Below are 25,231 nucleotides of genomic sequence, written 5' to 3' on the forward strand. Positions count from 1 at the left end.
GGCCGGTCTTCACCGGCCTGTTTTTTTTTCTGCCGGATGTTTTTTGAGGTAGCAGTTTCACTGCAAATATTCCTATTGCACAAGCCGTTTAAAGATAGATCTAGGCGGGATCGGACTCGACTGGGAAGCCTTCGATTTTCCAGCGGAGCATGCCGCCGGCGAGGTTGGCTACTTTGGTGAAGCCGGCTTTGGTCAGCAGTACGCTGGCTTGGGCGGAGCGTACGCCGGAGCGGCAGACCGCGACAATCGGCTGTTCTTTGTCGAACTCGGCCATGCGTTCGGTCAGTTGCGACAGCGGCACCAGCGTAGCGCCGTGCAGGTGGCCGAGGCGGTCGATGAATTCGGGGGCTTCACGCACGTCGACGATCTGTACTTTGCTTAAATGCTCCAGCAAAGCCATTGCTTCGATTTCCCACACGCCGCTGAAGCGTAAGGTCAGCGGCGCCCAGCCTGGTGTGTCGGTCGGTGCATCGCCTTCCGGCTGGCCGCTGCGCAGGTTGGCTGGCACCGCCACCGCCATCAGCTTGGGATGCGGCAGGTTGAGATTGTTCATGTGGCCGGTGAAATCGCCCACGTCCACATCGCCGCCCAAGCGCGGGTTGTAGCGCCGCTCTTCCGCCACGCTGGTCACCGTGATACCGCGATAATCATGTGCAGGGTAGAGCAGGCACGACAGCGGCAAACTCAAAATCTGCTCATGCACCGAAGCGAACAACTGCTGCGGACTGCCTTGCTGGAAATCGGTACGGCCGCAACCACGGATCAGCAAGCTGTCACCTGTGAAGGCCATGCTCTCGTCATCCAGGACATAAGTCAGGCAGCCGCTGGTGTGGCCCGGTGTAGCGCGCACGTTCAGCGAACGGCCACCGAAGCGCACCACGTCGCCATGCTGCAGCGGCGTATCGACCCCGCTGGCGCCCGCCACCGCCGACAGCGCGATCTTGCTGCCGCAGCGCTGCTGCAAGCGCCATGCGCCGGTCACGTGGTCGGCATGCACATGGGTGTCCAGCGCCGCCACCAGCTTCAGGCCCAGTTCCTGCAACAGCGCCAGGTCGCGCGGCACTTGTTCGTAGACTGGGTCGATCAGTACCGCTTCGCCGCCGTCACCGAGCAGGTAAGTGTAGGTCGAGGAGGTGGGATCGAACAGCTGGCGGAAGATCATATTCATATTCCAAATAAGGACAGGCCCTATCATAACAAATGTTCAATGGTGTTGCGCCGCACAAGCAGGCCGTACTTCGCTATAATATTGCGGTTAAACACCGCCTGCATATAAGGAAATCCCATGAGCTTGAACAAAGTATCTTCCGGCAAAGATCTGCCGAACGATTTCAACGTCATCATTGAAATCCCGATGAACGCCGATCCGATCAAATATGAAGTCGACAAGGAATCCGGCGCGATCTTCGTAGACCGCTTCATGGGCACCGCTATGCACTACCCATGCAACTACGGTTACGTACCAAACACCCTGTCGGCTGACGGCGATCCAGTGGACGTGCTGGTCATCACCCCATTCCCGCTGATTCCAGGCGTGGTAGTGCGTTGCCGTCCAATCGGCGTACTGAAAATGACCGACGAAGCCGGTGAAGACGCCAAAGTGCTGGCCGTACCAGTCGACAAAGTACTGTCGATCTACAGCCACTGGCAGAAGCCGGAAGACCTAAACGAACTGCGCCTGCGCCAGATCCAGCACTTCTTCGAGCACTACAAAGACCTGGAAAAAGGCAAATGGGTCAAGATCGAAGGCTGGCACGGTCCAGAAGCCGCCAAGGAAGAAATCCTGGCCGGCGTTGCGAACTACCAGAAAGACCAGGCAGCACAGTAAGTCAAAAGCCCCGCAAGGGGCTTTTTTATTAAGCGCGCGGTTCGCCCGACGCGGCTTCGGCCTCGCGGCGCAGGCGCGACATGTACTGCGGCGTGATGCCGAGGTAGGACGCAATCGCCCGCTGCGAGATGCGCGCTTCCAGCCCCGGATACTCTTCGCGGAACGCCACCAGACGTTCTTGCGCCGAGGTCTCGCCGCTGCTATAGGCGTGCTGGGCCAGCGTCTGCAGGCCGTGCAGGGCAATGCTCAAGTGATACTGCTGCATGCCTTCATTCTGCGAGCGCAGCGCGGACGCCAGCTTCCAATCGATGGTGAAGCCGTGGACCGGCGTTTCCGCGATCAGGAACTGCACCGCCGGCTGGCCGGTCTCACCATTGATGAGGTCGGTCAGGGTGGTGGCCGATTCGCCCTCGCGATAGAAGCGCAAGGTCATCTCCGCACCGTCACGGTTGAAAAAGCCGCTGCGTGCCACGCCGCTCGCCAGCCAATGTACCTGCGTAGCGGGCACGCCGGCCCGCTGCAGGTATTCGCCTTTGCGCACATGGAACGGTTTGGCGATGCTTGCCAGGATGTTCGTTACGTTGTTGTATGACTCTTCGCTGACGTCGATCCGCTTCATGGTGGCGGATTTGAAGCGGTTACGCTGTTTTATAAAATCTGCATTCATGCTGTTTTTGCCACGTTTTTGCTAGGAAACAGTCCTATTGTAACCGCTTACGGGTTTCCCTTATAGATTTATCAGTCTTTGAGTGGCAGATGCCGGCAGTGGGCCAGGTAATTGGAGGTAGAATATACTCTAAAGACACGTAGGCGGAGTGAGATGAGAAAGTCGAAAAGCGAAACTGCGGAAACGCGAAAACGAATTGTGGACACTGCGTCAGTCGTTATCATGCAAAACGGCCTGGCTGCAACCGGGATTGCCGACGTCATGGCGGCAGCGGGGCTGACGCAAGGCGGTTTCTATCGGCACTTCGAATCGAAGGAGCACCTGGCGGCTGAGGCCAGCGAGGCAGCATTCGAGAAAATCTTCGACATGATGGGCAAGCAAGTGGCCGGCCTGCCGCCGCTTGAGGCCATCACGAAAATCGTGCATCTCTACCTGCATCAGCGGCTCTCTAAAAACCAGGACCATCTGTGTCCGCTGGTGCATCTCGGAAGTGAGCTGCCCAATGCCGACGAGCGTATCAAGGCCGCAGCCAACATGGGTTACAAGCGCACAGTGGGCCACCTCGCTGGGCTGCTGCAGCAACTGCAAATTGAGCAAAGCCTTGATGTGGCGGACGCGCTGGTGGCGACCATGGTCGGAGCGGTGACCGTTTCGCGGCTAGCACTGTCCGCCGCCTCTGAAAAATCCATTTTGAATCACGCCGAGAGCACGGTGCAGCTGGTGCTCAAGGCGGCATTGGATGGACGCAAAGCCAAATAGCTCTTAGCCCTGGCTCCCGGCGGTGCTCCAGCCACCGCCGAGCGCTTTGTACAGCCCGATGCGATTTTGCCGCTCGGCCAGGCTGGTGCGAATGGTCTGCTGCTGCACGGCGAACAGCGAACGCTGGGCATCGAGATATTCGAGATAGCTGGACTGGCCGCCGTCGTAACGCTGCCTGGCGAGGTTGTAGCGCACTTGCTCGGCCGCTTCCTGCGCCTGCACTGCACGCAGTTCTTCGCCGAGCGTCGCGCGCCCGGCCAACGCATCGGCCACTTCGCGGAAGGCGACCTGGATCGTCTTGTCGTATTGCGCCACGGCGATGTCGCGGTCGGCCTTGACCGCGCCCAGGTTGGCTTGATTGCGGCCGCCGTCGAAGAGCGGCAGCGAGATCTGCGGCAGGAAGCTCCACGCCCGGCTACCCGAATCGAACAAGCCGGACAACTCGTTGCTGGATGAGCCGAATGCGCCCGTCAGGGAAATGCGCGGGAAGAATGCAGCCCGGGCCACGCCGATATTGGCGTTGGCCGCGCGCAGCAGCGCTTCCTGGCGGCGGATGTCCGGACGTGCCGCCAGCAAGCCGGATGGCAAACCTGCTGGCAGTTCGTTCATCACCTTGCTGTCCCAGTGCGTGCCGGGCGCGGGCAGCAGTTCCGCAGGCAAGTTCCGGCCGACCAGCACTGTCAACGCATTTTCATCCAGCGCGCGCTGCCGCGTGGTTTGCGCCAGCGCGATTTTGGCGGCTTCCAGCAGTGACTCCGACTGGCGCAGGTCGAACTCCGAACTGGCGCCTTGTTCGCGCATTTGGAGTTGGCGCTGGTGCGATTCAGTGCGGCTGGCCAGCGTTTGCTGGCTCAATTCCAGCAGCCGGTTATCCGCCAGCACCGCCTCGTAGACGGTAGCCACTTCCGCCACCAGGCTGATCTGCGCAGCGCGCCGGGCTTCTTCGGTGGCAGCGTAGCGGTCCAGTGCGGCCTCACTCAGGTTGCGCACGCGGCCGAATAAATCCAACTCGAAGGCGGTGACGCCAACGCCGGCAGTGTAGCTGCTCGATACGCCGCCGTGACCGCCCGGCGCCACCAGGTCCGGCACCCGCTGGCGCGCGCCGGACAGGCCGGCGTTGAGCGTCGGCAGGCGGTCGGCTGCCTGCACCTGATACAGCGAGCGGGCGCGCTCGATATTGAGGATGGCCACGCGCAGGTCGCGATTATGTTCCAGTGCCAGGCCGATGGTTTGCTTTAGGCGCTGGTCCTGGAAAAAGTCCTGCCAGCGGATCTCGTGCGCGGCGGTGTCGCCGGCCTGGACAGCCGGAGCCACCGCAGCCGGCCAGTCGGCGGCAACAGGGGAGGCGGGCCGCTCGTAGACCGGCGCCAGCGAGCATGCCGACAGTAGCAGGGCGGCCAGTGCCAGCGGCACGGTTTTCAGTGTGGTGACGGTGTTCATGCTGCTTCCTTCTCAATGAGTTGCGTGCTTGCGTTAGCCTGGGCGTCCACACTGCCGCCATCTTTGCTGACCTTGAACCACAGCGAGTACAGGGCCGGTAGGAACAACAGGGTCAGCAGGGTGCCGACGCCGACGCCGCCGATCAGCACGTAGGCCAGGGGCCCCCAGAAGCTGGAGTGGGTCAGCGGAATGAAGGCCAGCATCGCCGCCACGGCGGTCAGGATCACCGGACGGGCGCGGCGCACGGTGGACTCCACGACGGCCTCATACTTGGTGGCGCCATGGGCCAGGTCGTGCTGGATCTGGTCGACCAGGATCAGCGTGTTGCGCATCAGGATGCCGGCCAGGCCGATCAGGCCGAGGATGGCGGTGAAGCCAAACGGCTTGTTAAACAGCAGCAGCGTCGGCACGGCGCCGACCAGTCCCAATGGCGCGGTGGCGAACACCATCCACATGGTGGCAAACGAGCGCACTTGCAGCATGATCACCAGCAGCATCAGGATAATCATGATCGGGAACAGCTTGGCCAGCGCGATGTTGGCCTTGACGCTTTCCTCCACCGCGCCGCCGACGTCGATGTGGTAACCGTCCGGCAGAGTAGCTTTGATGGCGTCCAGCTTGGGCAGGATGGCCTTGGTGACGTCAGGCGGCTGCATGCCGTTGCGCACATCGGCTTGCACGGCAATGAAGGGCTCGCGGTTGTAGCGCTTGAGCACGGCGTCTTCCATGCCGGTCTCGATATGGCTGACTTGCGACAGCGGGATGCTGGCGCCGCTGGCTGTGGTCAGCGTCAGGTTGCCGATATCTTTCAAGTTGCCGCCCTCGCTGCGCGGGCTGCGGATGACGACTTCAACCGAACGCAGGCCTTCCCGTACCTGAGTCGATGGCAGGCCGTTGAGCAAGGCTTGCAACTGGTTGGCGGCGTCGCGTGGATTGAGTCCCACCTGGCGCAGGCGCTCCTGGTCCAGCACCAGATGCTCGGTCGGCGTGCGGTTGCCCCAGTCCAGATGGGCGCCATGGGTATTGGGATTTTGTTCCATCACTGCGCGCACCTGCTCGGCGATGTTGCGCACCTGGCCGATATCCGGTCCCACCACGCGGAACAGCACTGGGTAAGGCACCGGCGGACCGAACACAAACTGGGTAGCACGCACGCGGGCTTGCGGGAAGCGGCCGTCGGCGATCATCTTCTGCATTTTGAGCTTCAAGATGTTGCGTTGTTGGGCGTTCTCGGTCAGCACGATCATCTGTGCATAGGCAGGGTTGGGCAGTTCCGGATTAATCGTCAGCAGGAAGCGCGGCGCGCCCTGGCCGATGTAGCTGGCAATGTGTTTGGCTTCCGGTTCTTTTTCCAGTGCAGCCTCGATGTTGCGTACCACGGCATCGGTGGCGCCGAAGGCGCTGCCGGGCGGCAGGCTCACTTCTATCGTCAGTTCCGGACGTTCGGAGTCCGGGAAGAATTGCTGCTGTACTGCGCCCATGCCCAGCACTGCGGCAACGAACACGATGGCAGTAGTGGCGGCAGCCAGCCATTTGTGATCGATGCACCAGCGCACCAGCGCGCGCAGGCGCTGGTAGTTTGGCGTGTTGTAGATGGCATCATGACCGCCGCTTTTGACCGGAATCTCAGGCAGCAGCTTGACGCCCATGTAAGGGATGAAATACACCGCCACCACCCACGAGGTAATCAGCGAGAACGCCACCACCCAGAAGATGTTGCCGGCATATTCGCCAGCCGTGGAGCGGGCGAAGCCGACCGGCAGGAAGCCGATGATGGTCAGCAGGGTGCCCGACAACATCGGTGCCGCCGTCGCGCTCCATGCGTGGGTGGCGGCAGCGATGCGGTCGAAGCCTTCTTCCATTTTGACCACCATCATTTCGATGGCGATGATGGCGTCGTCCACCAGCAGGCCGAGCGACAGGATCAGGGCGCCCAGCGTGATGCGGTCGAAGTCGCGGCCGCTGGCCAGCATGATGACGAACACCGCCGCCAGCGTCAGCGGCACTGCTGCCGCCACCACCAGGCCAACGCGGAAGCCGAGCGTCAGCAGGCTGACCACGATCACCACTGCCAGCGCGACCACGAACTTGATCATGAATTCATCGATCGATTCCTTGATGGCGCGCGACTGGTCGGACTCCAGCTTCAGTTCCAGGCCCATCGGCAGTGCGGCGCTGATGCTTTTCTGTTCGGCGGCCAGCGCCTTGCCCAGCTCCAGGCCGTTGTAGCGCTTTTTCATGACGACGGCCAGGTCCAGCGAGGCCTCGCCCTGGTTGCGGATGACAAAGCTGGCCGGATCTTCATAACCGCGCTTGACCTCGGCAACGTCACCCAGCTTGAGCGTGCGTTCACCGGCAGCGATCGGGATCTGCTTGATGGCGTCCACGCTGCTGACGGTGCCGTCCAGGCGCAGCTGGACGCGCGGGCCATGGGTTTCGATGAAACCGGCCGACGTCACATCGTTTTGTTTTCCAAGAGCGTCAATCACGTTCTGCGCTTTGATGCCGAGCGTGGCCAGGCGCTGGTGGGAAATTTCAACGAAGATTTTCTGCTGCTGCTCGCCGAGGATGTTGACCTTCTGCACACCAGGCACGTGCAGCAAGCGCTGGCGGATATCTTCCGCCTGCAGCACCAGCTGGCGGTGCGGCAGCTGCTTGCCGCTCAGCGAGAACAGGGCAAAGTAGACGTCCGAGTATTCATCGTTGACGATGGGACCGATCACCCCGCGCGGCAGGTTGAAGGCTTCGTCGCCCATTTTTTTGCGCACCTGGTAGAAGCTGTCTTCGACTGCCTGGGCGGTCGAATTGTCCTTCAGGTACAGCTTCATGATGGCGACGCCGGGACGCGCGGTGGTTTCCACCCGGTCGTAGGTTTCCAGTTCCTGCATGCGTTTTTCAAGGCGGTCGGCCACCTGTCGTTGCATTTCTTCCGCAGTGGCGCCGGGCCATGCGGCAGTGATGGTCATGACTTTCACGACGTAGCTGGGATCTTCCGCGCGGCCCAGCCGCAGGAAAGCGAACACGCCAGCGGCAACGATGGCGATAATCATGAACAGAGTGATGGCGCGTTCGCGCACGCCCAGGGCGGAGAGGTTAAAGCGGCTCATAATCCGCTCCCGGTGGCGACTGGCGCCAGCAATTCAACTTTCTGTCCGGCTTTGAGCAAATGGCCGCCGAAAGCAACCGCGCGTTCGCCCGGCGCCAGGCCTTGCGACAACCGCGCCTGTTCTTCGCCCAGCTGCGCCACCTTGACCGCGCGCAGCGTGACGGTGGAGGTTTTGCTATCGATCACCCACACGCCCATGCCGCGCCCCTGATCCACCAGCGCGCTGACCGGCACCCCGACCTGTGCAGCGGCACCGCCATTCATGCGGATGGTGACGGTGGCGCCCAGCGGCGCTTGCGCTGCCTCGCCGGCCAGCGTGTAGCGGGCCAGATAGGTGCGGGTTTGGGGATCGGCCACGGCGGCCAGTTCGCGCAGCGTCGCCGGGAATACTTGGCCGGCGTCGCTGTACAGGGCGGCGGTGGCTGGGCGCTTGGCCAGTGCCAGCGCGTTCTCCGGCAAATACACCAGCGCTTCGCGCGCGCCCTCGCGGGCCAGCTTGACGATGGTCTGGCCGGCGGCCACGACCTGGCCGACATCGGCCGGTACCTCAAGCACCACGCCGTCCATGTCGGCGATCAGCACGGCATAGTCGCGCTGATGGTCGGTCTGGCGTGCGCGGGCGGCATCGGCGCGGGTCTGGGCAATCGCCGCATCAGCTGCAGCCTTCGCTTGTTCATACGCCTGCGTCGATACGGCGCCGGTCGCCAGCAGCTTGCGCAAGCGCGCTTCCTCGGCGACAGCCTGGACCTGCTTGGCCTGGGATGCCTCAACGGCGGCTTGGGCCGCGCTGGAGGCCAGCTCATAGTCGACCGCATCGATACGCATCAGCGCCTGTCCTTTATGCACCGTCTGGCCGGGATCCACCAGGCGCTCGACGATTTTGCCAGCCACACGGAAGCCGAGATTGCTCTCCGTACGCGCATGGACCACGCCGGTGAACGTGGATTGACCGGTTTGCCCGGCTTCGGCGGTGAACCAAGCGACCTTGGCCAGTGGCTCAGGCGCCGGCGCCGGGTGGTTGCAAGCGGCCAGGCCCAGCATGAGCGTGGCGCCGATGATGCTGCGGCGGGGCAGTGGGAGGGGAATCGGTTTCATTGGAGCCTCGAAGGTTGGGATTTAGAGTATCGCATAACGCTAAAAATAGATTACAAGCATACTCTAAAATTGGCAAGGAGATTTTATAAAATTAAAAGAACTTGCCAATAATAGAGTTCGTGCGTAATCTATATTGGAGTGATAGTGAAACCGGGAGTACCCCATGAGAAAGTCGAAAGCCGATACCGCCGAAACCCGCAAGCGCATTGTCGCTGTGGCGTCCAATATGTTTCTTCGGCGGGGGCTGGACGCGACTGGCGTGGCCGACATCATGCAAGCGTCAGGCTTGACGCAAGGCGGGTTTTATCGCCACTTCGAATCGAAGGAGCAGCTGATCGCGGAGGCAAACGAAGCAGCGTTTCGCGAACTGCACACCATGTTCGAGCGCGTTACCGCCGCTATGGCGCCGCAAGCGGCGCTGGATCTCATCGTGTATCGCTACCTGCACCAGATGCAGGCGGAGCATCCTTCCCGTATGTGCCCGCTGGCGGCGCTGTCCAGCGAGCTACGGCATGCCGGCCCTCGGGTGAAGGTGGCTGCCGCCGAAGGCTATGCCAGCTTGGTCAGGCTGATCGCATCGCTGTTGCAGCGCCTGCACGTAAGCGAGGATGCCATCTTGGCCGAGGCCATCGTCTTGTGCCTGGTGGGAGCGGTATCGCTGTCGCGCATGGCTGAAGATGCCGAGGCCGCCACTGCCATCCTGGGCAAGGCGCAGGCGTCGGTGACCGCGATGGTACGCAACGCAACGCCTGTTGCCGCAACTAGCGTTCCCAGCGAGTGCGCAGGAAGCCCAGCCCGCTGATGACGGCAGCTGCCACCAGGCTGGCAGCGACCAGCATGAAGGAGGTACGCAGGCTGATGGCGCCTTGCCGCACCAGTACCATGGCGGCGAGGGCGAAGCCCAGGCGGACCACGCTGGCGCTCATGGGCCAGAAGATGCGCTGGGCGCCTTGCCCCGCAAAGTAAAATTCGAAGATGACGGCGATGACCGCGTAGAAGGGCGCCACAATGCGTAGGTAATCGGCGCCGATCGCCTGCACTGCGGGATCAGTGGTGAACAAGCCAAGCCAGAGCTGCGGGAACAAGGCGACCACCAGCCCCACCGCGCCGACAATGACGGCGACCACGGCGACGTTGACGATGGCCGCTCGCCGCGCCCGCGCCACCTGGCCGGCGCCGAGGTTGGTGCCGACCATGGTCAGCGCTGCCGTGCCAAAGCCGAACATCACTGGCACCAGCAGCATGTCGAGCCGGGAGGCGATGCCGTAGCCGGCGATGGCGGCGACGCTGACGGCGCCGGCTGCTGCGGTCAGCGCCGTGATCGCTGTTGCGGACATCACGGCATTGACAGCCGAAGGCAAGCCGACGCGCAGAATCGCGGCAAAATGCCGGCCTTGCAACGGATGAACCCGCAAGCGCAGGGTCGACGACGGCGAGCGCATATAGCGCACCACCACGCTCAGCGCGACGATATTGCACAGCACCTGGGCCACACCGGCGCCGGCCACACCCATTTTCGGCGCACCGAGCCAGCCGGAGATCAGTATTGGCGACAAGATCAGGCCGCCGACCACGCCGCCCAGCATGACGAGGGCGGGTATTTTTACATTGCCGGTGCCGCGCAAAGCGGCTTGCAGCAGCATCAGCATCCAGAACGGGATCGCGCCTGCAAACAGGATATTCGAATACAAGATGGCCTGGTCGAGCGAAGCGCCATGACCGCCCAGGATCCGGTACAGCGCCGGCCCGGCCGCCAGCAACACCACGGAAAACAGGGCGCCCGCCACGGCGCCGATAACCACGGTATGCCACGCCAGGCTTTCCGCTTCCTGCTGGTGGCCAGCGCCGGCGGCGCGGGCAATGGCGGCCGAAACGCCGCCGCCGATGCCGCCGTTGGACACCATCGTCATCAGTAGCATGACCGGCACCACCAGCGACGCGGCGGCAATCGCGTCCAGCCCCAGCGAGCTGACGAAATAAGTTTCTGCCACGCTCAGCAAGGTGGTCATGAACAGCACCGCGACGGTGGGGAGCGCGAGCTTGGCCAGCGTTGGCAGCAGCGGCCCATGCAGCAGGTGGTTGACAGGAGTGGCCGGCGGCGTGTCAGCTTCGGCCTGCTTACGTAAGGTGAGCGGCATATTTATCCAAAATTAGAGGTTTTAAAACATCTAAAAATAGATTACCATGAAACTCTAAAAATATCAAGCTGATTTTTTGCCGTGCCGGCTCAGGTAGCCTTGAAGGGGATGTGCTCGCTTAACTCGTCGATATAGTCGTTCATCGACGCGGTTTCCTGGGCCAGGAAGTCGGCGATGGCGTCGGCGAAGCGCTGGTCCGCAATCCAGTGGGCGGACCAGGTTGGTGTCGGCACCAAACCGCGCGACATCTTGTGTACGCCCTGCGCGCCGCCCTCGAAACTGGCGATGCCGTGCTGGATGCAATAGGCGATGGATTGGATGTAGCAGGTCTCAAAATGCAAGCCCGAGACGAATTCCTGCGTGCCCCAGTAGCGGCCGTACATAATGTTGCCGCCGACCAGATTCAACGCTACCGCCACCGGCGCATCGCCGCGCTTGGCCAGCACGATCATTAGGCTGTCCGGTGTTTCGGCCAGCAGGCGCTGGAAAAAGCGCAGCGATAAATATGGACTGGAGTAGTGCGCCTTATAAGTCGAGACGTAGCACTGGTAGAAGAAGCGCAGCACTTGGTCCGTGATCGCAGTGCCGGCCAGGTGCTCGAAATGGATGCCGGCTTCCTGCACGCGGCGCTGGTCTTGCCGCAGCTTCTTGCGCTTTTCCATCTTCATGGTGGCGAGGAAGGCGTCGAAATCGGCGTAGCCCTGGTTCTCCCAGTGAAATTGCACGCCTTCGCGCAGCAGGTAGCCGGCCTCGGCCAGCGCTTGCTTGTCCTCGTCGTTGGGAAACAGGATGTGCAGCGAGGACGTGCCTAGTTGCTGCGCCACTTGCAGCGCGGCTTGCGCCAGCAGTGCGCGGTCTTCGGCGGTCCGCGCCAGCAGGCGCGCACCGGTTACCGGCGTAAACGGCACCGCCGACAACAGCTTGGGATAGTAGGGGATGCCGTTGCGGTGGAAGGCGTCGGCCCATGCGTGGTCAAAAACGTACTCACCCCGGCTATGGTCTTTCAGGTACAGCGGCATGGCCGCGTGCAGTTCGCCATCGCGCTGCAGGATCAGGTAGCGCGGCGCCCAGCCGGTGTCCGGCGCGGCGCATCCGGTCTCGTGCAACGCATGCAGGAAGCTGTAGCTGAGTGTAGGATTGTCGCCGGCCAGCGCCTGCCACTGCGCTGGATCGATATCCGCGATCGAATCGATGATCATAAACTCTGCTGCCGCCACACTGCCTCCTTGCTGAATGTTGTGCCAGTCTAGCGCATGCGGCGCGGCTTTGCCCGTGCGATAATTTGATTTTGCGTGCCGAAAGAGCTGACATGGCCTCGAATTTCTTCAATCTGTACACCCACGACTTCGCCCGCGTCGCCATTGCCGCGCCGGTGTGCCGCATTGCCGATCCAGCCTACAACGCCGAGCAGACCATCCTGTTGGCCGAGCAGGCCGCCGCACAAGGCGCGGCGCTGGTGGCGTTCCCGGAGCTGGGCCTGTCCGCTTACACCTGCGACGATCTGTTCCATCAGCGCGCCTTGCTGGACGGCGTGCTGGACGGCCTCGCCGCGATTCTGGACGCTTCGCTGCAATGGAAAATGGCCATCGTGGTCGGCGCGCCGCTGCGCGTAGAGCACCAGCTGTACAACTGCGCGGTGGTGATCGCCAACGGCCAGATCCAGGGCGTGGTGCCGAAGAGCTACCTGCCCAACTACGGCGAGTTCTACGACGCGCGCCAGTTCCGCAGCGGCGATTACGCCACCACCACCGAAATCGACCTGCTGGGCGAGCGCGTGCAATTCGGTTCGGGCCTGCTGTTTGAAGTGGGCGATATGCCGCTGTTCAAATTCCACGTCGAGATTTGCGAAGACGTATGGGTGCCGATTCCGCCATCCTCGTTTGCCGCGCTGGCTGGCGCCACCGTGCTGGTCAACCTGTCGGCCTCGAATGCGCTGGTGGGTAAGGCCAACTACCGCAACCAGCTGGTGTCGCAGCAATCGGCGCGCTGCATTGCGGCCTACCTGTACACCTCGGCCGGCGGCGGCGAATCCAGCACCGACCTGGCATGGGACGGGCAGGGCGTGATCTGCGAGAACGGCGAACTGCTGGCCGAAGCCAAGCGTTTCACCGACGAGCCATCGCTGACCTTTGCCGACATCGACCTGGAACGCCTGTCGCGCGAGCGCATGCGCATGAACACCTTCGCGCAATCGGTGCAGCGCCATGCGGCGGAAGTGGGCAAGTTCCGCACCGTGTTCTTCCACCTTGAAATCGAGCGCGACCAGCCGCTGGCGCTGAAACGCTGCGTCGAACGCTTCCCATACGTGCCGGCCGATGCGCGCCGCCGCGATGACCGTTGCAACGAGGTCTACAACATCCAGGTGCAAGCACTGGCGCAGCGCCTGACCAACAGCGGCCTGAAGAAGGTGGTGATCGGCGTCTCCGGCGGGCTGGACTCGACGCACGCGCTGCTGGTGTGCGCGCGCGTGATGGACAAACTGAATCTGCCGCGCACCAACATCCTGGCCTACACCATGCCGGGCTTTGCCACCAGCGAGCGCACGCTCAAGCAAGCGCATGCATTAATGAAGCTGGTCGGTTGCACTTCGCAGGAAATCGACATCCGCCCAAGCTGCATCCAGATGCTGAAGGACCTCAACCACCCTTACGCGGAAGGCAAGGAGCAGTACGACATCACATTTGAAAACGTGCAGGCCGGCGAGCGCACCAACCACCTGTTCCGTTTGGCGAACCACAACGCTGCGCTGGTGATCGGCACCGGCGACCTGAGCGAGCTGGCGCTGGGCTGGTGCACTTACGGTGTGGGCGATCATATGTCGCACTACAACGTCAACGCCAGCGTGCCGAAGACCTTGATCTCGCACCTGGTGCGCTGGGTTGCCGAGTCTGGCGTCATCGGCCGCAACGATGCGCAAGTGCTGCTGGACATACTTGGTACCGAGATCAGCCCGGAGCTAGTGCCCGGTACGGCCGACGGCCAGCCCGAGCAGCGCACCGAAAGCACCATCGGCCCCTACGAGCTGCAGGACTTCAACCTGTACTACGTGCTGCGCTTTGGCTTCAATCCATCCAAGGTGGCGTTCCTGTCGCACACGGCGTGGAAAGACAAGGAGCAGGGCCGCTGGCCGGAAGGTGGCCACGTCACGCGCAACCAGTACGATCTCGGCGCGATCAAGAAAAACCTCGGCATCTTCCTCGACCGCTTCTTCCGCACCAGCCAGTTCAAGCGCAGCTGCGTGCCGAATGCGCCCAAGGTTGGCAGCGGCGGCTCGCTGTCGCCGCGCGGCGACTGGCGCGCGCCTAGCGATGCCCAAAGCGTTGTATGGTTGGAGGAATTACGCTCCATTCCAGTGCAAGAGTAAATGAATAAGCTTATGTGAATGGACAGCGCGCGCCTGTCGATTACAATAAACCTTTAGCTCACAGGAGAAGTCATGAAACAGATCACCGCTGTAATCAAGCCGTTCAAGTTGGATGAAGTGCGCGAGGCCCTGGCTGAAGTCAACGTCACTGGCCTGACCGTCACCGAAGTAAAAGGTTTTGGCCGTCAGAAGGGCCATACCGAACTGTATCGCGGCGCTGAATACGTGGTCGATTTCCTGCCGAAAGTGAAAGTGGAAGTGGTGGTTGATGACGGCGTAGCCGAGCAAGTGGTGGATGCCATTATCAAGGCTGCGCGCACTGGCAAAATCGGCGATGGCAAAATCTTCGTGCAGAACGTTGAGCAAGTCATCCGTATCCGTACCGGTGAAACCGGCGCAGACGCCGTCTAAGCTAAAACGTTTTCCGCCTTACTCAAAAATGCCGGGTTATCCGGCATTTTTTTTATATCCTTGCTTGGTTATATTAGTTCTAGTTTTCTAGGCTGTTTCGTAATATAGACACACTGTCCATCCCGTGAGAGCTCGTGTCATGACCAAGCATACTAATAAGATCGTCGCACTGTCCCTGCTGTCCCTCGCCGCCAATTTGAGCGCGGCTCCCAGTGTTTATCCTACCGGCGTTACGCGCTACGACACCGCCACTGCCTACAACAGCTACGTGATTTTCAGCGGGCAGGACAAGAAGACTCACCTGATCGACATGAATGGCAACGAGGTGCACAGCTGGAATGCCGAAGGCTTCCCACCGGTGCTGCTCGATCCGGCCCTGACCGGCGGCCAGCGCGGCAATGTGCTGGTGCAGCTGGCCAGCGCACCCGGCACCTCCAACGAAGGCAACGGCCTGCGCAATCAAGCGATTGGTGAACTGGACTGGAATAGCAACGTGGTGTGGCAGTGGGGGGCAGCGGCCAGCGCGCAGGACGCGTACTCGGCGCCGGTAGAGGGCAAGGCCAATGCGCAAGTGCCCGGCGGCAGTGCCAAGCAGCACCATGACTGGCGTCGTCTGCCGAACGGCAATACGCTGGTGCTGGCCAACCTGGTGCATCCGCTGGCCGGCTTCGGCTCGCCGCAGGTACTGGATGACGTGATCTATGAAGTCAGCAAGCAGGGCGACGTGGTGTGGAAGTGGGTAGCGTCCGAGCATCTCAATGAATTCGGCTTTACCGCTGCCTCGCTCAAGCTGGTGAAGGAAGGTAGTTCGCCGCGCGGCAAGAACGCGCCGTTCGACTACCTGCACATCAATAACATGTCCGTGCTCGGCCCGAACAAATGGTTTGATGCGGGCGATAAGCGCTTCCATCCCGATAACATCCTGATCGATTCGCGCGAAGCCAACTTCATCGTCATCATCGACAAGCAGACTGGCAAGGTCGTATGGAATCTCGGTCCCGACTATCCGGCCCAGGCGCGCGGCCCGCGTGTGCTGCCGCGTGCGGTGGACCAGATCATCGGCCAGCATGATGCGCACCTGATCGAACCGGGCTTGCCGGGCGCGGGCAACATTCTGGTGTTTGATAACCAGGGCGAGGCTGGTTATCCGCGCGTCAGCGTCGGTGTGCAGCCGCGCTCGCGCGTGCTGGAAATCGATCCGGTGAAAAAGCAGATCGTGTGGGAATACACCGGCGGCGATTCGAACGGTCCTGAATGGGGCTTCTACAGCTCCTTCATCAGCAGCGCACGCCGCCTGCCGAACGGTAACACTCTGATCGATGAAGGCATGAACGGCCGCATCTTCCAGGTCACGAAGCAAGGCGACATCGCCTGGGAATACATCAGCCCTTACTTTGCAGCGACGCCGGTAGCCGGCGCCGGCAAGCCAGTGCTGAGCAATTGGTTGTACCGCGCCCAACCGGTGCCGTACAACTGGGTGCCTGAAGGCACGCCACGTTCCGAAAAAGCGGTGACCCCGCCGGAGCCAGGCAAGTTCCGCGTAGCTACCAACTAAGCGCTCGCTCCTCCTAAAACTATAAACACGCGCCGGCCTCCAAGCCGGCGTGCGGGATCTCCTACACTTTTTTTCGGACTAATCATGCAACAGAAAAAACTCGCCGTCGCCATCGCTGCGGCTTATGGCATCGCCTTGGCTGTCGCGCCATCGGCGCAAGCACAAAACGCCGCCGCGCTGGCCGTGGCGGCAATTTCGGACACTGCCGTTTCGGCCAGTGCCGCCGCTGTCGAAGCCGCCGAAGCGGCGCAAGAGGGCGCGGGCTCGGCAGCGGTGGCGGCCGACGTGTCGCAAGTCATTGCCAGTGTCACCGTCTCCACCCGCCGCCGCAACGAGACCTCGCAAAGCGTGCCCACCACCATGAGCGTGCTGGACGACAAGACGCTGGAAAACAACCGCGTCTACCGCGTGCAGGATTTGCAGCAGCTGCTGCCCAGCACCACGGTCAATTTCGTGCATGCCCGCCAGCTGAGCTTTGCTGTGCGCGGCCTCGGCAACAACACCGCCAGCGACGGCCTGGAGGGCAGCGTTGGCCTGTACCTCGATAACGTCTACCTGGCCCGTCCCGGCATGGCCGCGTTCGACGCGCTGGATGTGCAGCAGCTGGAACTGCTGCGCGGTCCGCAAGGCACGCTGTTCGGCAAGAACACCACTGCCGGCGTGCTGAACATCACCACCAAGCAGCCGACTTTCCGCAGCGAGAACTCGGCCTCGGTATCGGCCGGGCAGGACAAGTACGGGCAGGGCAAGGCCAGCATTTCGGGCGCGTTCTCGGACACGCTGGCCGGCCGCCTGTCGCTCTACAAAACCCATGAGGGCGGCTACATCAAGAACGTCTACACCGGCAAGGACGTGCAGGGCGGCGACCGCCAGGGCGTGCGCGCCCAGCTGCTGTGGGAACCAAGCGACAAGCTCAGCGCCCGCGTGATTGCTGACTACAACGAGGAAGATTCCAACAACGGCACCATGGTGCTGTACAGCGTCGGCCCGAGCGGCAAATGGCTGACCCAAGCCGCTGCGGTGGGCGCGCATCCGATCTACAATCCGGGCGCGTATCAAGTGAACCTCGATAGCGGTTCACACGTCAGCGTGCATCAGGGCGGCCTGTCGACCGAGGTCAACTGGAAGCTCGACAACGACTACAAATTCACCTCGATCAGTGCTTTCCGTTTCTGGAACTTCACGCCGCGCAATGACGACGGCCTCGACGTACCCATCATCCTTAACATCGGCGCGCTGGCCCGTCACCGCCAGTTTACGCAAGAGCTGCGCCTGGCCACGCCGCAAGGCCGCGAAGTAGAATCGGTGGTCGGCGCGTATTACTACTACCAGAACCTCGACAACACCAACTTCAGCTACAATGGTCCGCTGACCGACAAATTCAATGGCACGCCGAATGGCGCCTGGGCCAACCTGACCAGCTTTGCCGACGGCCACCTGCGCGTCAACAGCTACGCCTTGTTCGGCCAGTCGATCTGGCACATCGATCCAAAGTGGGACCTGACTGCTGGCCTGCGCGCCACCTATGAAGACAAGCGCGCCTACGAAATCCGCTACGCACCAACTGGCGGCGCGGACGTTACTGGCGCCGCACTGGCATCGCGTAACGCCCGCTACGGCGCCTTCAATTCCGGCGACATCGCGCTCAATAACCTGAGCCCGTCCGGCCTGCTGACCCTGGCCTACAAATTCGATACCGACGTGCTGGGCTTCGCCACGCTGTCGCACGGCGAAAAATCCGGCGGCATCAACCTGACTGTACCGGGCGCAGCCGGCATCTCCTCGCTGAAGATCAACAACGAGAAGGCCAACAACGCCGAGCTGGGCATCAAGAGCAACTTCTGGGAACGCCGCGCGCAAGTCAACGCCAGCCTGTTCGCCAACATCGTGCGCGGCTACCAGAACAATGCGTTTGATGCGGCCACCCAGTCGCAGTACATCACCAACGCCGGCGATGTGCGCAGCCGTGGTGCGGAACTGGAAACCACCTTCCTGGTCGCGCGCGGCTTTACGCTGGGCGCCAACGGTGCTTTCAACGACGTCAAATACCTGAAGTACACCAATGCGCCGTGCCCGCCTGAAATCGCCACCACCTCGTGCAACCTGTCGGGCCGCGCCGCGCTGGTGAATGCGCCACGCTGGACCAGCAGCCTGAACGCGCAGTTCGCGCATGCCGTGGCCGATGGCGTGGAAGGCTACTTCAACGCCAACACCTCCTACCGTACCGAAGTCTTCGGCACGCTGGATGCGTCGAAATATGCCAAGATTCCAGCGTACGCATTGACCAACTTGTCGGCCGGCGCGCGCTTCAAGGCCGGTGGCGCCAAGTGGGACGTATCGCTGTGGGCCAAGAATGCATTTGACAAGCTGTACTACACCAGCTTGTGGAACAGCAGCTTCGGCGCCTACAACGCCGTGATCGGCACGCCGCGCACCCTGGGCCTGACCGCCAAGGCAGATTTCTAAAACGGAGACACGCAACATGACGAATAACACCCGCCGCCGCATTCTTCAGTCGCTTCCTGCGCTGGCGCTGGCCAACTACTTGCCGACCGCGCTGGCGGCCGGGAAGGAACAGCCGAATATCATTTTCATCCTGGCCGATGACATGGGCCACGCCGACCTCGGCGTCTACGGCCAGACCGATTACAAGACGCCCAACCTCGACAAGCTGGCGGCGCAAGGCGTGCGTTTCACGCAGGCCTACGCCAATTCGGCAGTGTGCTCGGCTACGCGGTTTGCGCTGATCACCGGCCGCTACCAGTATCGCTTGCGTGGCGGGCTGGAGGAGCCGATAGCTGGTGCGTCCGATACCATCGGCCTGCCGCCGTCGCATCCGACTTTGCCGTCGCTGCTGAAGAAGCAGGGCTACGGCACGGCGCTGATTGGCAAGTGGCACCTCGGCTACCTGCCCACTTTCGGTCCGCTGAAAAGCGGCTACGACAGCTTCTTTGGCAACTACGGCGGCGCCATCGACTACTTCACTCACAAGCCGGGCGTCGGCCCGTTGGTGAAGGAAGACTTGTACGAAGGCGAAGTGCCGGTGCACCAGATCGGCTATTACACCGATTTGCTGGGTGCGCGCGCGGTCGACTTCGTCAACAAGCAGCAAGCCGGCAAGCCCTTCCTGCTGTCGCTGCACTACACCGCGCCGCATTGGCCATGGGAAGGTCCGGGGGATGAAGCCATCTCGCGCGACATCGACAACATTTTCCACTACGACGGGGGCGACCTGGCCACCTACGGCCGCATGGTGGAATCGCTGGACGCCTCGATCGGCCGCGTGCTGAAGGCGCTGGAAACCAAAGGACTGGCGGACAACACCATCGTCATCTTCACCAGCGATAACGGTGGCGAGCGCTTCTCGAAAACCTGGCCGCTCACTGGACAGAAAACCGAACTGCTGGAAGGCGGCATCCGCGTGCCGGCCATTCTGCGCTGGCCGGCCAAGGTGAAAGCCGGGCAGGTGAGCGAGCAAGTGGCAATCAGCATGGACTGGCTGCCGACACTGCTGGCAGCGGCCGGCGGTGCGCCTGATCCGCAGTACCCGACCGATGGCCAGAACCTGCTGCCCGTGCTGACCGGGCAGGCAGCCAACAACGAGCGCACGCTGCTGTGGCGCTACAAGGCCAACGCCCAGCGCGCTATCCGCTCCGGCAACTGGAAATACCTGCGCATTGGCGGCAACGAGTTCCTGTTCGACGTCGTCAAGGATCAGCGTGAGCGCGCCAATTTGGCCAAGCGCCACCCCGAAGTGTTCACTAAACTGAAAGCCCAGTGGGAAATCTGGGACAAGGAAATGCTGCCAATTACTGCCGATGTGCGCACACATGGCGTCAGCGGTAATGTGCAGGCAGATCGATACGGCATTCCGCCGGGAGGACGGATCCCCGACTAACGTTCAGTCATCCCCGCTTCGGCGGGGATTTTCTTTTGTTGATGGAGTTTAGTAACTGAGGTTAAACAGCGACATATGCGAAACATTCATTTGTTCGGCGTTCGTATTAATGTTAGCGTTCAGTTACTGGCACTAAGTTGCCGGATATATAAAAACATGGGAGACATACAATTGAGAACGCCACAAGAAACGGCCATTGCGTTGGCTGCGCCCAAACTCGGCTCTTTTTCGCCCAAAAATGAAAACGTTGTCATAGCTCGTCCATTCTGAGGAAACCAGATGAATAGCAATGACACCCAAGGCGGCGCGATCCGCCGGATCGTCATCGTCGGTGGCGGTACGGCCGGCTGGATGACGGCGGCGCCACTGGCCCAGCGCCTGGCCAACCACCCCGACGTCCCTTGCGAAGTGACGCTGGTGGAATCGCCCGAGATCGGCACCATCGGTGTCGGCGAAGCGACCCTGCCGACGATCCGCGTCTACAACCAGGCCTTGGGCCTGGATGGCGCCGACTTTATCGCCAAGACCCAGGCCAGCTTCAAGCTGGGAATCGAATTCAAGGACTGGGGCCACATCGGCAATCGCTTCTTCCACCAGTTCGGCGACTTCGGCCCGCCGCTGGCTGGTTTCGGCGCGCACCAGCACTGGCTGCGACTGGCGCAGACCTTCAACAATATGCCGGCGATCGAGAACTGGTCTTTGGCGTCGATGATGGCGCGCTATAACAAGTTCGTGCCGCCGAGTGAGGAAAAGCCTGGCCTGACCGACGCCTACTCCTACGGCTTCCACTTCGACGCCAGCCTGTACGCCAAGTATCTGCGCGACTACGCCGTGGAACGCGGTGCGGTGCGCATCGAGGGCATGATCGTTGAGGTCGAGCAGCATCCGGAGAGCGGCTTTGTCACCGCTGTGAAGCTGCGCGACGGCCGCCGCGTTGAGGGCGATTTGTTCATCGACTGCTCGGGCTTCCGTGGCCTGCTGATCGAAGGCACGCTGAAGGCCGGCTACGAGGACTGGAGCCACTACCTGCCGTGCAACAGCGCGCAGGCGGTGCCGTGCGCCTCGGCTCCGCAGCTGACGCCGTTCACCCGCTCCACCGCCAAGGAAGCCGGCTGGCTGTGGCGCATCCCGCTGCAGCACCGCATCGGCAATGGCCACGTGTACAGCAATGGCTTCACCACCGACGAGCAGGCGCGCCGCGTGCTGCTTGACGGCCTCGACGGCGAAGCGCTGGATGAGCCGCGCCAGATCCGTTTCGTCACCGGACGCCGCCGCAAGTCCTGGGACAAGAATGTGGTGGCGATTGGCCTGTCGGCCGGCTTCATTGAACCACTGGAGTCGACCAGCATCAACCTGATCGAAACGGCGGTGGGCAAGCTGCTGGAACTGTTCCCTGACCGTGACTGCAATCCGGCGCTGGCTGACGAATTCAACCGCACCATGGGCATCCGCTACGAATCGGTGCGCGACTTCATCACGCTGCACTACAAGCTGACCACGCGTGACGATTCCGAATTCTGGCGCTACTGCGCCAACATGGCGATTCCGGATTCGCTGCGCCACCAGATCGAGCTGTTCCGCGAGACCGGGCGCGTGGCGATCGTCGATCGCGGCGGCTTCGCCGAACCCTCGTTCGTGGCCATGATGATGGGCCTGGGCGTGACGCCGAAGCGCTATGACCCGCTGGCCGACCGCTTCGACATCCGCGCGGTGCACGGCCACTTCGCCGAGCTGCGCGACATGATTGCACAAACCGTGAAACGCATGCCGGATCACGGCGCCTACGTCGCTGGCCAGGCGGCCGCAGCGAATCGAATTCAAAAACTGATGGAGGCATGAACTTTTCTACGATTACCGACAACAGCCTGACGACTTAAAAAACACCTATACAAGGGGAGAGAGACAATTGAACAAGTTACAGAAAACAGCAATCGCCGCTGCGGTCGCACAAGCAGTCGTACTGCACGCCAGCCCGGCATGGGCGCAAACGGCAGATAGTGCCAGTACCGGCAATGTGGTGGTGGTGAGCGGCCAGCGCGCCGCACTGCAATCGGCACAGAAACTCAAGCAGGATGCGGACGAGGTGGTCGACTCGATCGTCGCCGAAGACATCGGCAAGCTGCCAGACCGTTCGGTCACCGAGGTGCTGCAGCGTATCGCCGGTATCACCATCGACCGCAATATGGCGGGCGATCCGAACCGCCAGTCGGTCGAGGGCTCCGGGGTGTCGGTGCGTGGCCTGACCTATGTGCGTTCGGAAGTCAACGGCCGCGATGCGTTCTCGGCCGGTGGTGGCCGCTCGCTCGGCTTTGCCGACGTGGCGCCGGAGCTGATGTCGGGCGTTGACGTCTACAAAAATCCTTCGGCAGAACAGATCGAGGGCGCGGTGGCCGGCCTGGTCAACCTGCGCACGGCGATGCCGTTCGACTACAAGGGCTTCAAGGGCTCGCTGGGCTTCTCGGAATCGTATTCCACCCTGCGCAAGGGCAAGCCTTCGCCGACCGGCACGCTGCTGCTGTCGAACCGCTGGAACACCGGGCTGGGCGAATTCGGCGCCCTGATCGATATCGCTCACGCAGAAAGCCCGAGCCGCTCGGACGGCGTCGGCGTCGATCCGTATTTCCCGCACGTGAACTCGACCGACCCGGCCAAGTACGATCCGTCCAAGACCCAATGGATACCACTGGGCGTGGGCTACCGCTCGCAAGATTTCGAGCGTACCCGCCGTGGCGACTACGCTGCCTTCCAGTGGCGCCCGAACAAGGACCTGACGGCCGGGCTGACCTACTTCAAGACCCGCTACAAGGAAGACCTGGACGAGCACGTCGTATCCTCGTCGGAAGACAAGTGGTACCAGCAGGTGGCCAGCTCCAACGCGGTGTTCGACAAAAACGGCGCCTTCCAGAGTGGCACCATCTCGAATCCGACGTATGGCGGTTCGCCGTTCAACAGCTCGCAGCGTATCAACACCCGTGAATCTGGCACCCGCGATATCTCGCTGAATGTCCAATGGCGCGTCTCGCCGGCCCTGACCTGGACCAACGATTTCCAGCACGTGCGCTCGACCACCGAAGGCTTCGACGCCGACGTGTCGACTGGCTTCATCCTGCCGAACCAGACCATGGACATGACCGGCCGGGTGCCGCAGATCACTCTGGGTTCGGCGGCTTACATGGCCGATCCGAAAAACTACTACTGGGCCTACACCCAGGAAGCGCTGGACCACGCCGAGGCCACCCAGAAGGCATGGAAGTCCGACTTCAAGTACTCGTTCGACGATCCGGTACTGCGCGACGTCCGCTTTGGCTTCCGCACCACTGATCGCGAAGGCGTCAACAACAAGGCCCAGAAGTTCTACAACTGGCAGGCGATTACCTTCCCGTGGATGGAAGGCTGGCAAATTCCGCACGTGGCCCGCCTGAACGATCCGCGCTTTGCCGGCGGCTCTTCGCTGCAGACCATCGACAACTTCTTCGGCGGCAAATACACGCTGCCGGCGATGCTGTTCGCCGACGAGGCGACGGTGCGCGGCTTCCCTCAGGAATGGAGCAAGATCCACGCTTATCACGACGTTCTGTGCGCCGAGCAGGCAGCGGCCCAGGGCTGGGGCACCTGCGACAAGTGGAAGGCCGCCACCTTCGACGATCCTGCCGCTACCAACACGCAGAAAGAGCGCACCAACGCGGCCTATGGGCAACTGCGCTTCGGCTGGGATGACCTCAAGTTCCCGATCGACGGTAGCCTTGGCCTGCGTTATGTGCGGACCAATGGTTCCGGTAGCGGCTATGTCTCGTTCACGGCGCCAACCACACCGACCATTCCTGTCGGCGCCAACGCCACTGGCCAGGACAAGCTGATCAACATCGCCAGTTTTGCCGAAGCGCAGTCGTACAGCAATTCCTACGACAATTGGCTGCCGAGCCTGAACCTGCGCATGAAAGCCAGCGACAAGCTGCAGTTCCGTTTTGCGCTGGGTAAAGGCATGTCGCGTCCGGACTTCAACCAGCTGCAGGTGCAGACCACGCTGAGCGCGCAGCATTTGCAGACCGTCACCAAGGACGCGTCGGGCGCCACGACCGGAGTTCGCTTTGACGGCACCAGCCTGACCGGTACCAGCGACGGTAATCCGATGCTGCGGCCGACCACCTCGACCAACGTCGACCTGACCGCCGAGTGGTACTTCGCCAAGGCCGGTTCGCTGACCCTGGCTGTGTTCAACAAGGACCTGAAGGACATCATCATTACGCAGAACTATGCATACAAGGCGAAGGATGTCACCGGCAAGGACCAGACCTTCGTGGTGACTGGCCCGGTCAACGGCGCCAAGGGCTATGCCCGCGGTTTCGAGATCGCCCACCAGCAGTACTACGACTTCGTACCTGACTGGCTGCGCGGCATCGGCAGCCAGGCCAGCTGGACCTACGTGCAGAGCGAGCGCACGCTGACCAAGCCGGTATTTGAAGCATGGTGCTCGGGTAACGATGCCTCGTCCAACTTCAACCTCAGCATCAACGGTTGCGATACCGATGGTCGCGCGTTCGGCAAGACCCCGCTGCAGGGCCTGTCGCGCAACACCGTCAACCTGGCGCTGATGTATGAGCAGCACGGCCTGTCGATGCGGGTGGCCTACAACTGGCGTTCGCGTTACCTGCTGGGTGTGAACCAGTGGGGCAGCCGTGGCAACAACGGCCTGAACACCAATCCGGCATCCGGTGCGGATCGTTTCCTGATCCCGACCACCAACAACGACCAGGCATTCGGCCTGCCGTTGTACCAGGCGGCGTATGGCCAGGTGGACGCGTCGATCTTCTATGACTTCACGGACAAGTTCCGTGTCGGCCTGGAAGGCACCAACCTGACCAACTCGTACACGCGCCAGATCATGCAACAGCACTCGGGTGAGTTCACCCGCCAGGTGTTCATGAGCGGTCCGCGCTACACGCTGCTGGCAACCTACGCGTTCTAAGGTA

The 25,231-nt window shown here is 61.9% G+C and carries 17 protein-coding genes; 10 read left to right on the top strand and 7 right to left on the bottom strand.

Features of this window, described 5'->3' with window-relative positions:
• Positions 1 to 100: 100 nt before the first annotated feature.
• Entirely contained in the window at positions 101 to 1,162 is a 1,062-nt protein-coding gene (locus GTP46_RS14380; RefSeq protein WP_161007443.1) for an MBL fold metallo-hydrolase, read from the bottom strand.
• Positions 1,163 to 1,285: 123 nt separating this feature from the next.
• Between GTP46_RS14380 and ppa the strand changes: the two genes are divergently transcribed.
• Positions 1,286 to 1,828 carry an inorganic diphosphatase gene (gene ppa / locus GTP46_RS14385; RefSeq protein WP_161007324.1) on the top strand — a complete coding sequence of 181 codons (543 nt, stop codon included), beginning with the start codon at positions 1,286 to 1,288 and terminating at the stop codon, positions 1,826 to 1,828.
• A gap of 28 nt (positions 1,829 to 1,856) precedes the next feature.
• Here the strand turns inward: ppa and GTP46_RS14390 are convergent, their stop codons facing one another.
• Entirely contained in the window at positions 1,857 to 2,495 is a 639-nt protein-coding gene (locus GTP46_RS14390) for a Crp/Fnr family transcriptional regulator (RefSeq protein ID WP_229258944.1), read from the bottom strand.
• 153 nt (positions 2,496 to 2,648) lie between these two features.
• Here GTP46_RS14390 and GTP46_RS14395 point away from each other — a divergent pair, with 153 nt between their 5' ends.
• On the top strand, positions 2,649 to 3,254 hold the full coding sequence (locus GTP46_RS14395) for a TetR/AcrR family transcriptional regulator (protein ID WP_161007325.1): 606 nt from the start codon (positions 2,649 to 2,651) through the stop codon (positions 3,252 to 3,254).
• Positions 3,255 to 3,257: 3 nt separating this feature from the next.
• Here GTP46_RS14395 and GTP46_RS14400 read toward each other — a convergent pair whose 3' ends face one another.
• The 3 genes from GTP46_RS14400 to GTP46_RS14410 are packed head-to-tail and all read right to left on the bottom strand — an operon-like array spanning position 3,258 to position 8,895.
• Positions 3,258 to 4,694 (bottom strand): efflux transporter outer membrane subunit, encoded by a 1,437-nt coding sequence (locus GTP46_RS14400; RefSeq protein WP_161007326.1) that lies wholly within the window; start codon positions 4,692 to 4,694, stop codon positions 3,258 to 3,260.
• Complete coding sequence (locus tag GTP46_RS14405) at positions 4,691 to 7,801, bottom strand: efflux RND transporter permease subunit (protein ID WP_161007327.1); 3,111 nt, start codon at positions 7,799 to 7,801, stop codon at positions 4,691 to 4,693. The genes GTP46_RS14400 and GTP46_RS14405 overlap by 4 nt, the downstream gene beginning before the upstream one ends.
• Positions 7,798 to 8,895 (bottom strand): efflux RND transporter periplasmic adaptor subunit, encoded by a 1,098-nt coding sequence (locus GTP46_RS14410; protein WP_202414272.1) that lies wholly within the window; start codon positions 8,893 to 8,895, stop codon positions 7,798 to 7,800. The genes GTP46_RS14405 and GTP46_RS14410 overlap by 4 nt, the downstream gene beginning before the upstream one ends.
• A 163-nt stretch (positions 8,896 to 9,058) precedes the next feature.
• Between GTP46_RS14410 and GTP46_RS14415 the strand changes: the two genes are divergently transcribed.
• On the top strand, positions 9,059 to 9,697 hold the full coding sequence (locus tag GTP46_RS14415; protein ID WP_161007328.1) for a TetR/AcrR family transcriptional regulator: 639 nt from the start codon (positions 9,059 to 9,061) through the stop codon (positions 9,695 to 9,697).
• On the opposite strand, the gene GTP46_RS14420 is transcribed toward GTP46_RS14415, so the two are convergent.
• Together GTP46_RS14420 and GTP46_RS14425 are read right to left on the bottom strand one after the other, a co-directional pair.
• The gene (locus GTP46_RS14420) at positions 9,657 to 11,033 is read right to left on the bottom strand and encodes an MATE family efflux transporter (protein ID WP_161007329.1); all 1,377 of its coding nucleotides are present in this window, start codon (positions 11,031 to 11,033) and stop codon (positions 9,657 to 9,659) included. The two genes, GTP46_RS14415 and GTP46_RS14420, sit on opposite strands and share 41 nt — an antisense overlap.
• A gap of 89 nt (positions 11,034 to 11,122) precedes the next feature.
• The gene (locus GTP46_RS14425; protein ID WP_161007330.1) at positions 11,123 to 12,232 is read right to left on the bottom strand and encodes a GNAT family N-acetyltransferase; all 1,110 of its coding nucleotides are present in this window, start codon (positions 12,230 to 12,232) and stop codon (positions 11,123 to 11,125) included.
• A gap of 110 nt (positions 12,233 to 12,342) precedes the next feature.
• Here GTP46_RS14425 and GTP46_RS14430 point away from each other — a divergent pair, with 110 nt between their 5' ends.
• The 7 genes from GTP46_RS14430 (at position 12,343) to GTP46_RS14460 (ending at position 25,227) form a co-directional block, all read left to right on the top strand.
• Complete coding sequence (locus tag GTP46_RS14430) at positions 12,343 to 14,397, top strand: NAD(+) synthase (protein WP_161007331.1); 2,055 nt, start codon at positions 12,343 to 12,345, stop codon at positions 14,395 to 14,397.
• A gap of 72 nt (positions 14,398 to 14,469) precedes the next feature.
• Entirely contained in the window at positions 14,470 to 14,808 is a 339-nt protein-coding gene (locus tag GTP46_RS14435) for a P-II family nitrogen regulator (protein ID WP_008447011.1), read from the top strand.
• 139 nt (positions 14,809 to 14,947) lie between these two features.
• Positions 14,948 to 16,363: an aryl-sulfate sulfotransferase gene (locus GTP46_RS14440; protein WP_161007332.1), complete on the top strand. Its 1,416-nt coding sequence runs from the start codon at positions 14,948 to 14,950 to the stop codon at positions 16,361 to 16,363.
• Positions 16,364 to 16,447: 84 nt separating this feature from the next.
• The gene (locus GTP46_RS14445; protein ID WP_161007333.1) at positions 16,448 to 18,829 is read left to right on the top strand and encodes a TonB-dependent receptor; all 2,382 of its coding nucleotides are present in this window, start codon (positions 16,448 to 16,450) and stop codon (positions 18,827 to 18,829) included.
• Between the two features lie 16 nt (positions 18,830 to 18,845).
• A complete protein-coding gene (locus tag GTP46_RS14450; protein WP_161007334.1) occupies positions 18,846 to 20,261 on the top strand; it encodes a sulfatase family protein in 1,416 nt (471 codons plus the stop codon).
• Between the two features lie 279 nt (positions 20,262 to 20,540).
• On the top strand, positions 20,541 to 22,100 hold the full coding sequence (locus tag GTP46_RS14455; protein ID WP_161007335.1) for a tryptophan halogenase family protein: 1,560 nt from the start codon (positions 20,541 to 20,543) through the stop codon (positions 22,098 to 22,100).
• Positions 22,101 to 22,167: 67 nt separating this feature from the next.
• On the top strand, positions 22,168 to 25,227 hold the full coding sequence (locus tag GTP46_RS14460) for a TonB-dependent receptor (protein ID WP_161007336.1): 3,060 nt from the start codon (positions 22,168 to 22,170) through the stop codon (positions 25,225 to 25,227).
• Positions 25,228 to 25,231 lie beyond the last annotated feature (4 nt).

This window comes from Duganella flavida, assembly GCF_009857445.1.
Classification (GTDB): domain Bacteria; phylum Pseudomonadota; class Gammaproteobacteria; order Burkholderiales; family Burkholderiaceae_D; genus Rugamonas; species Rugamonas flavida.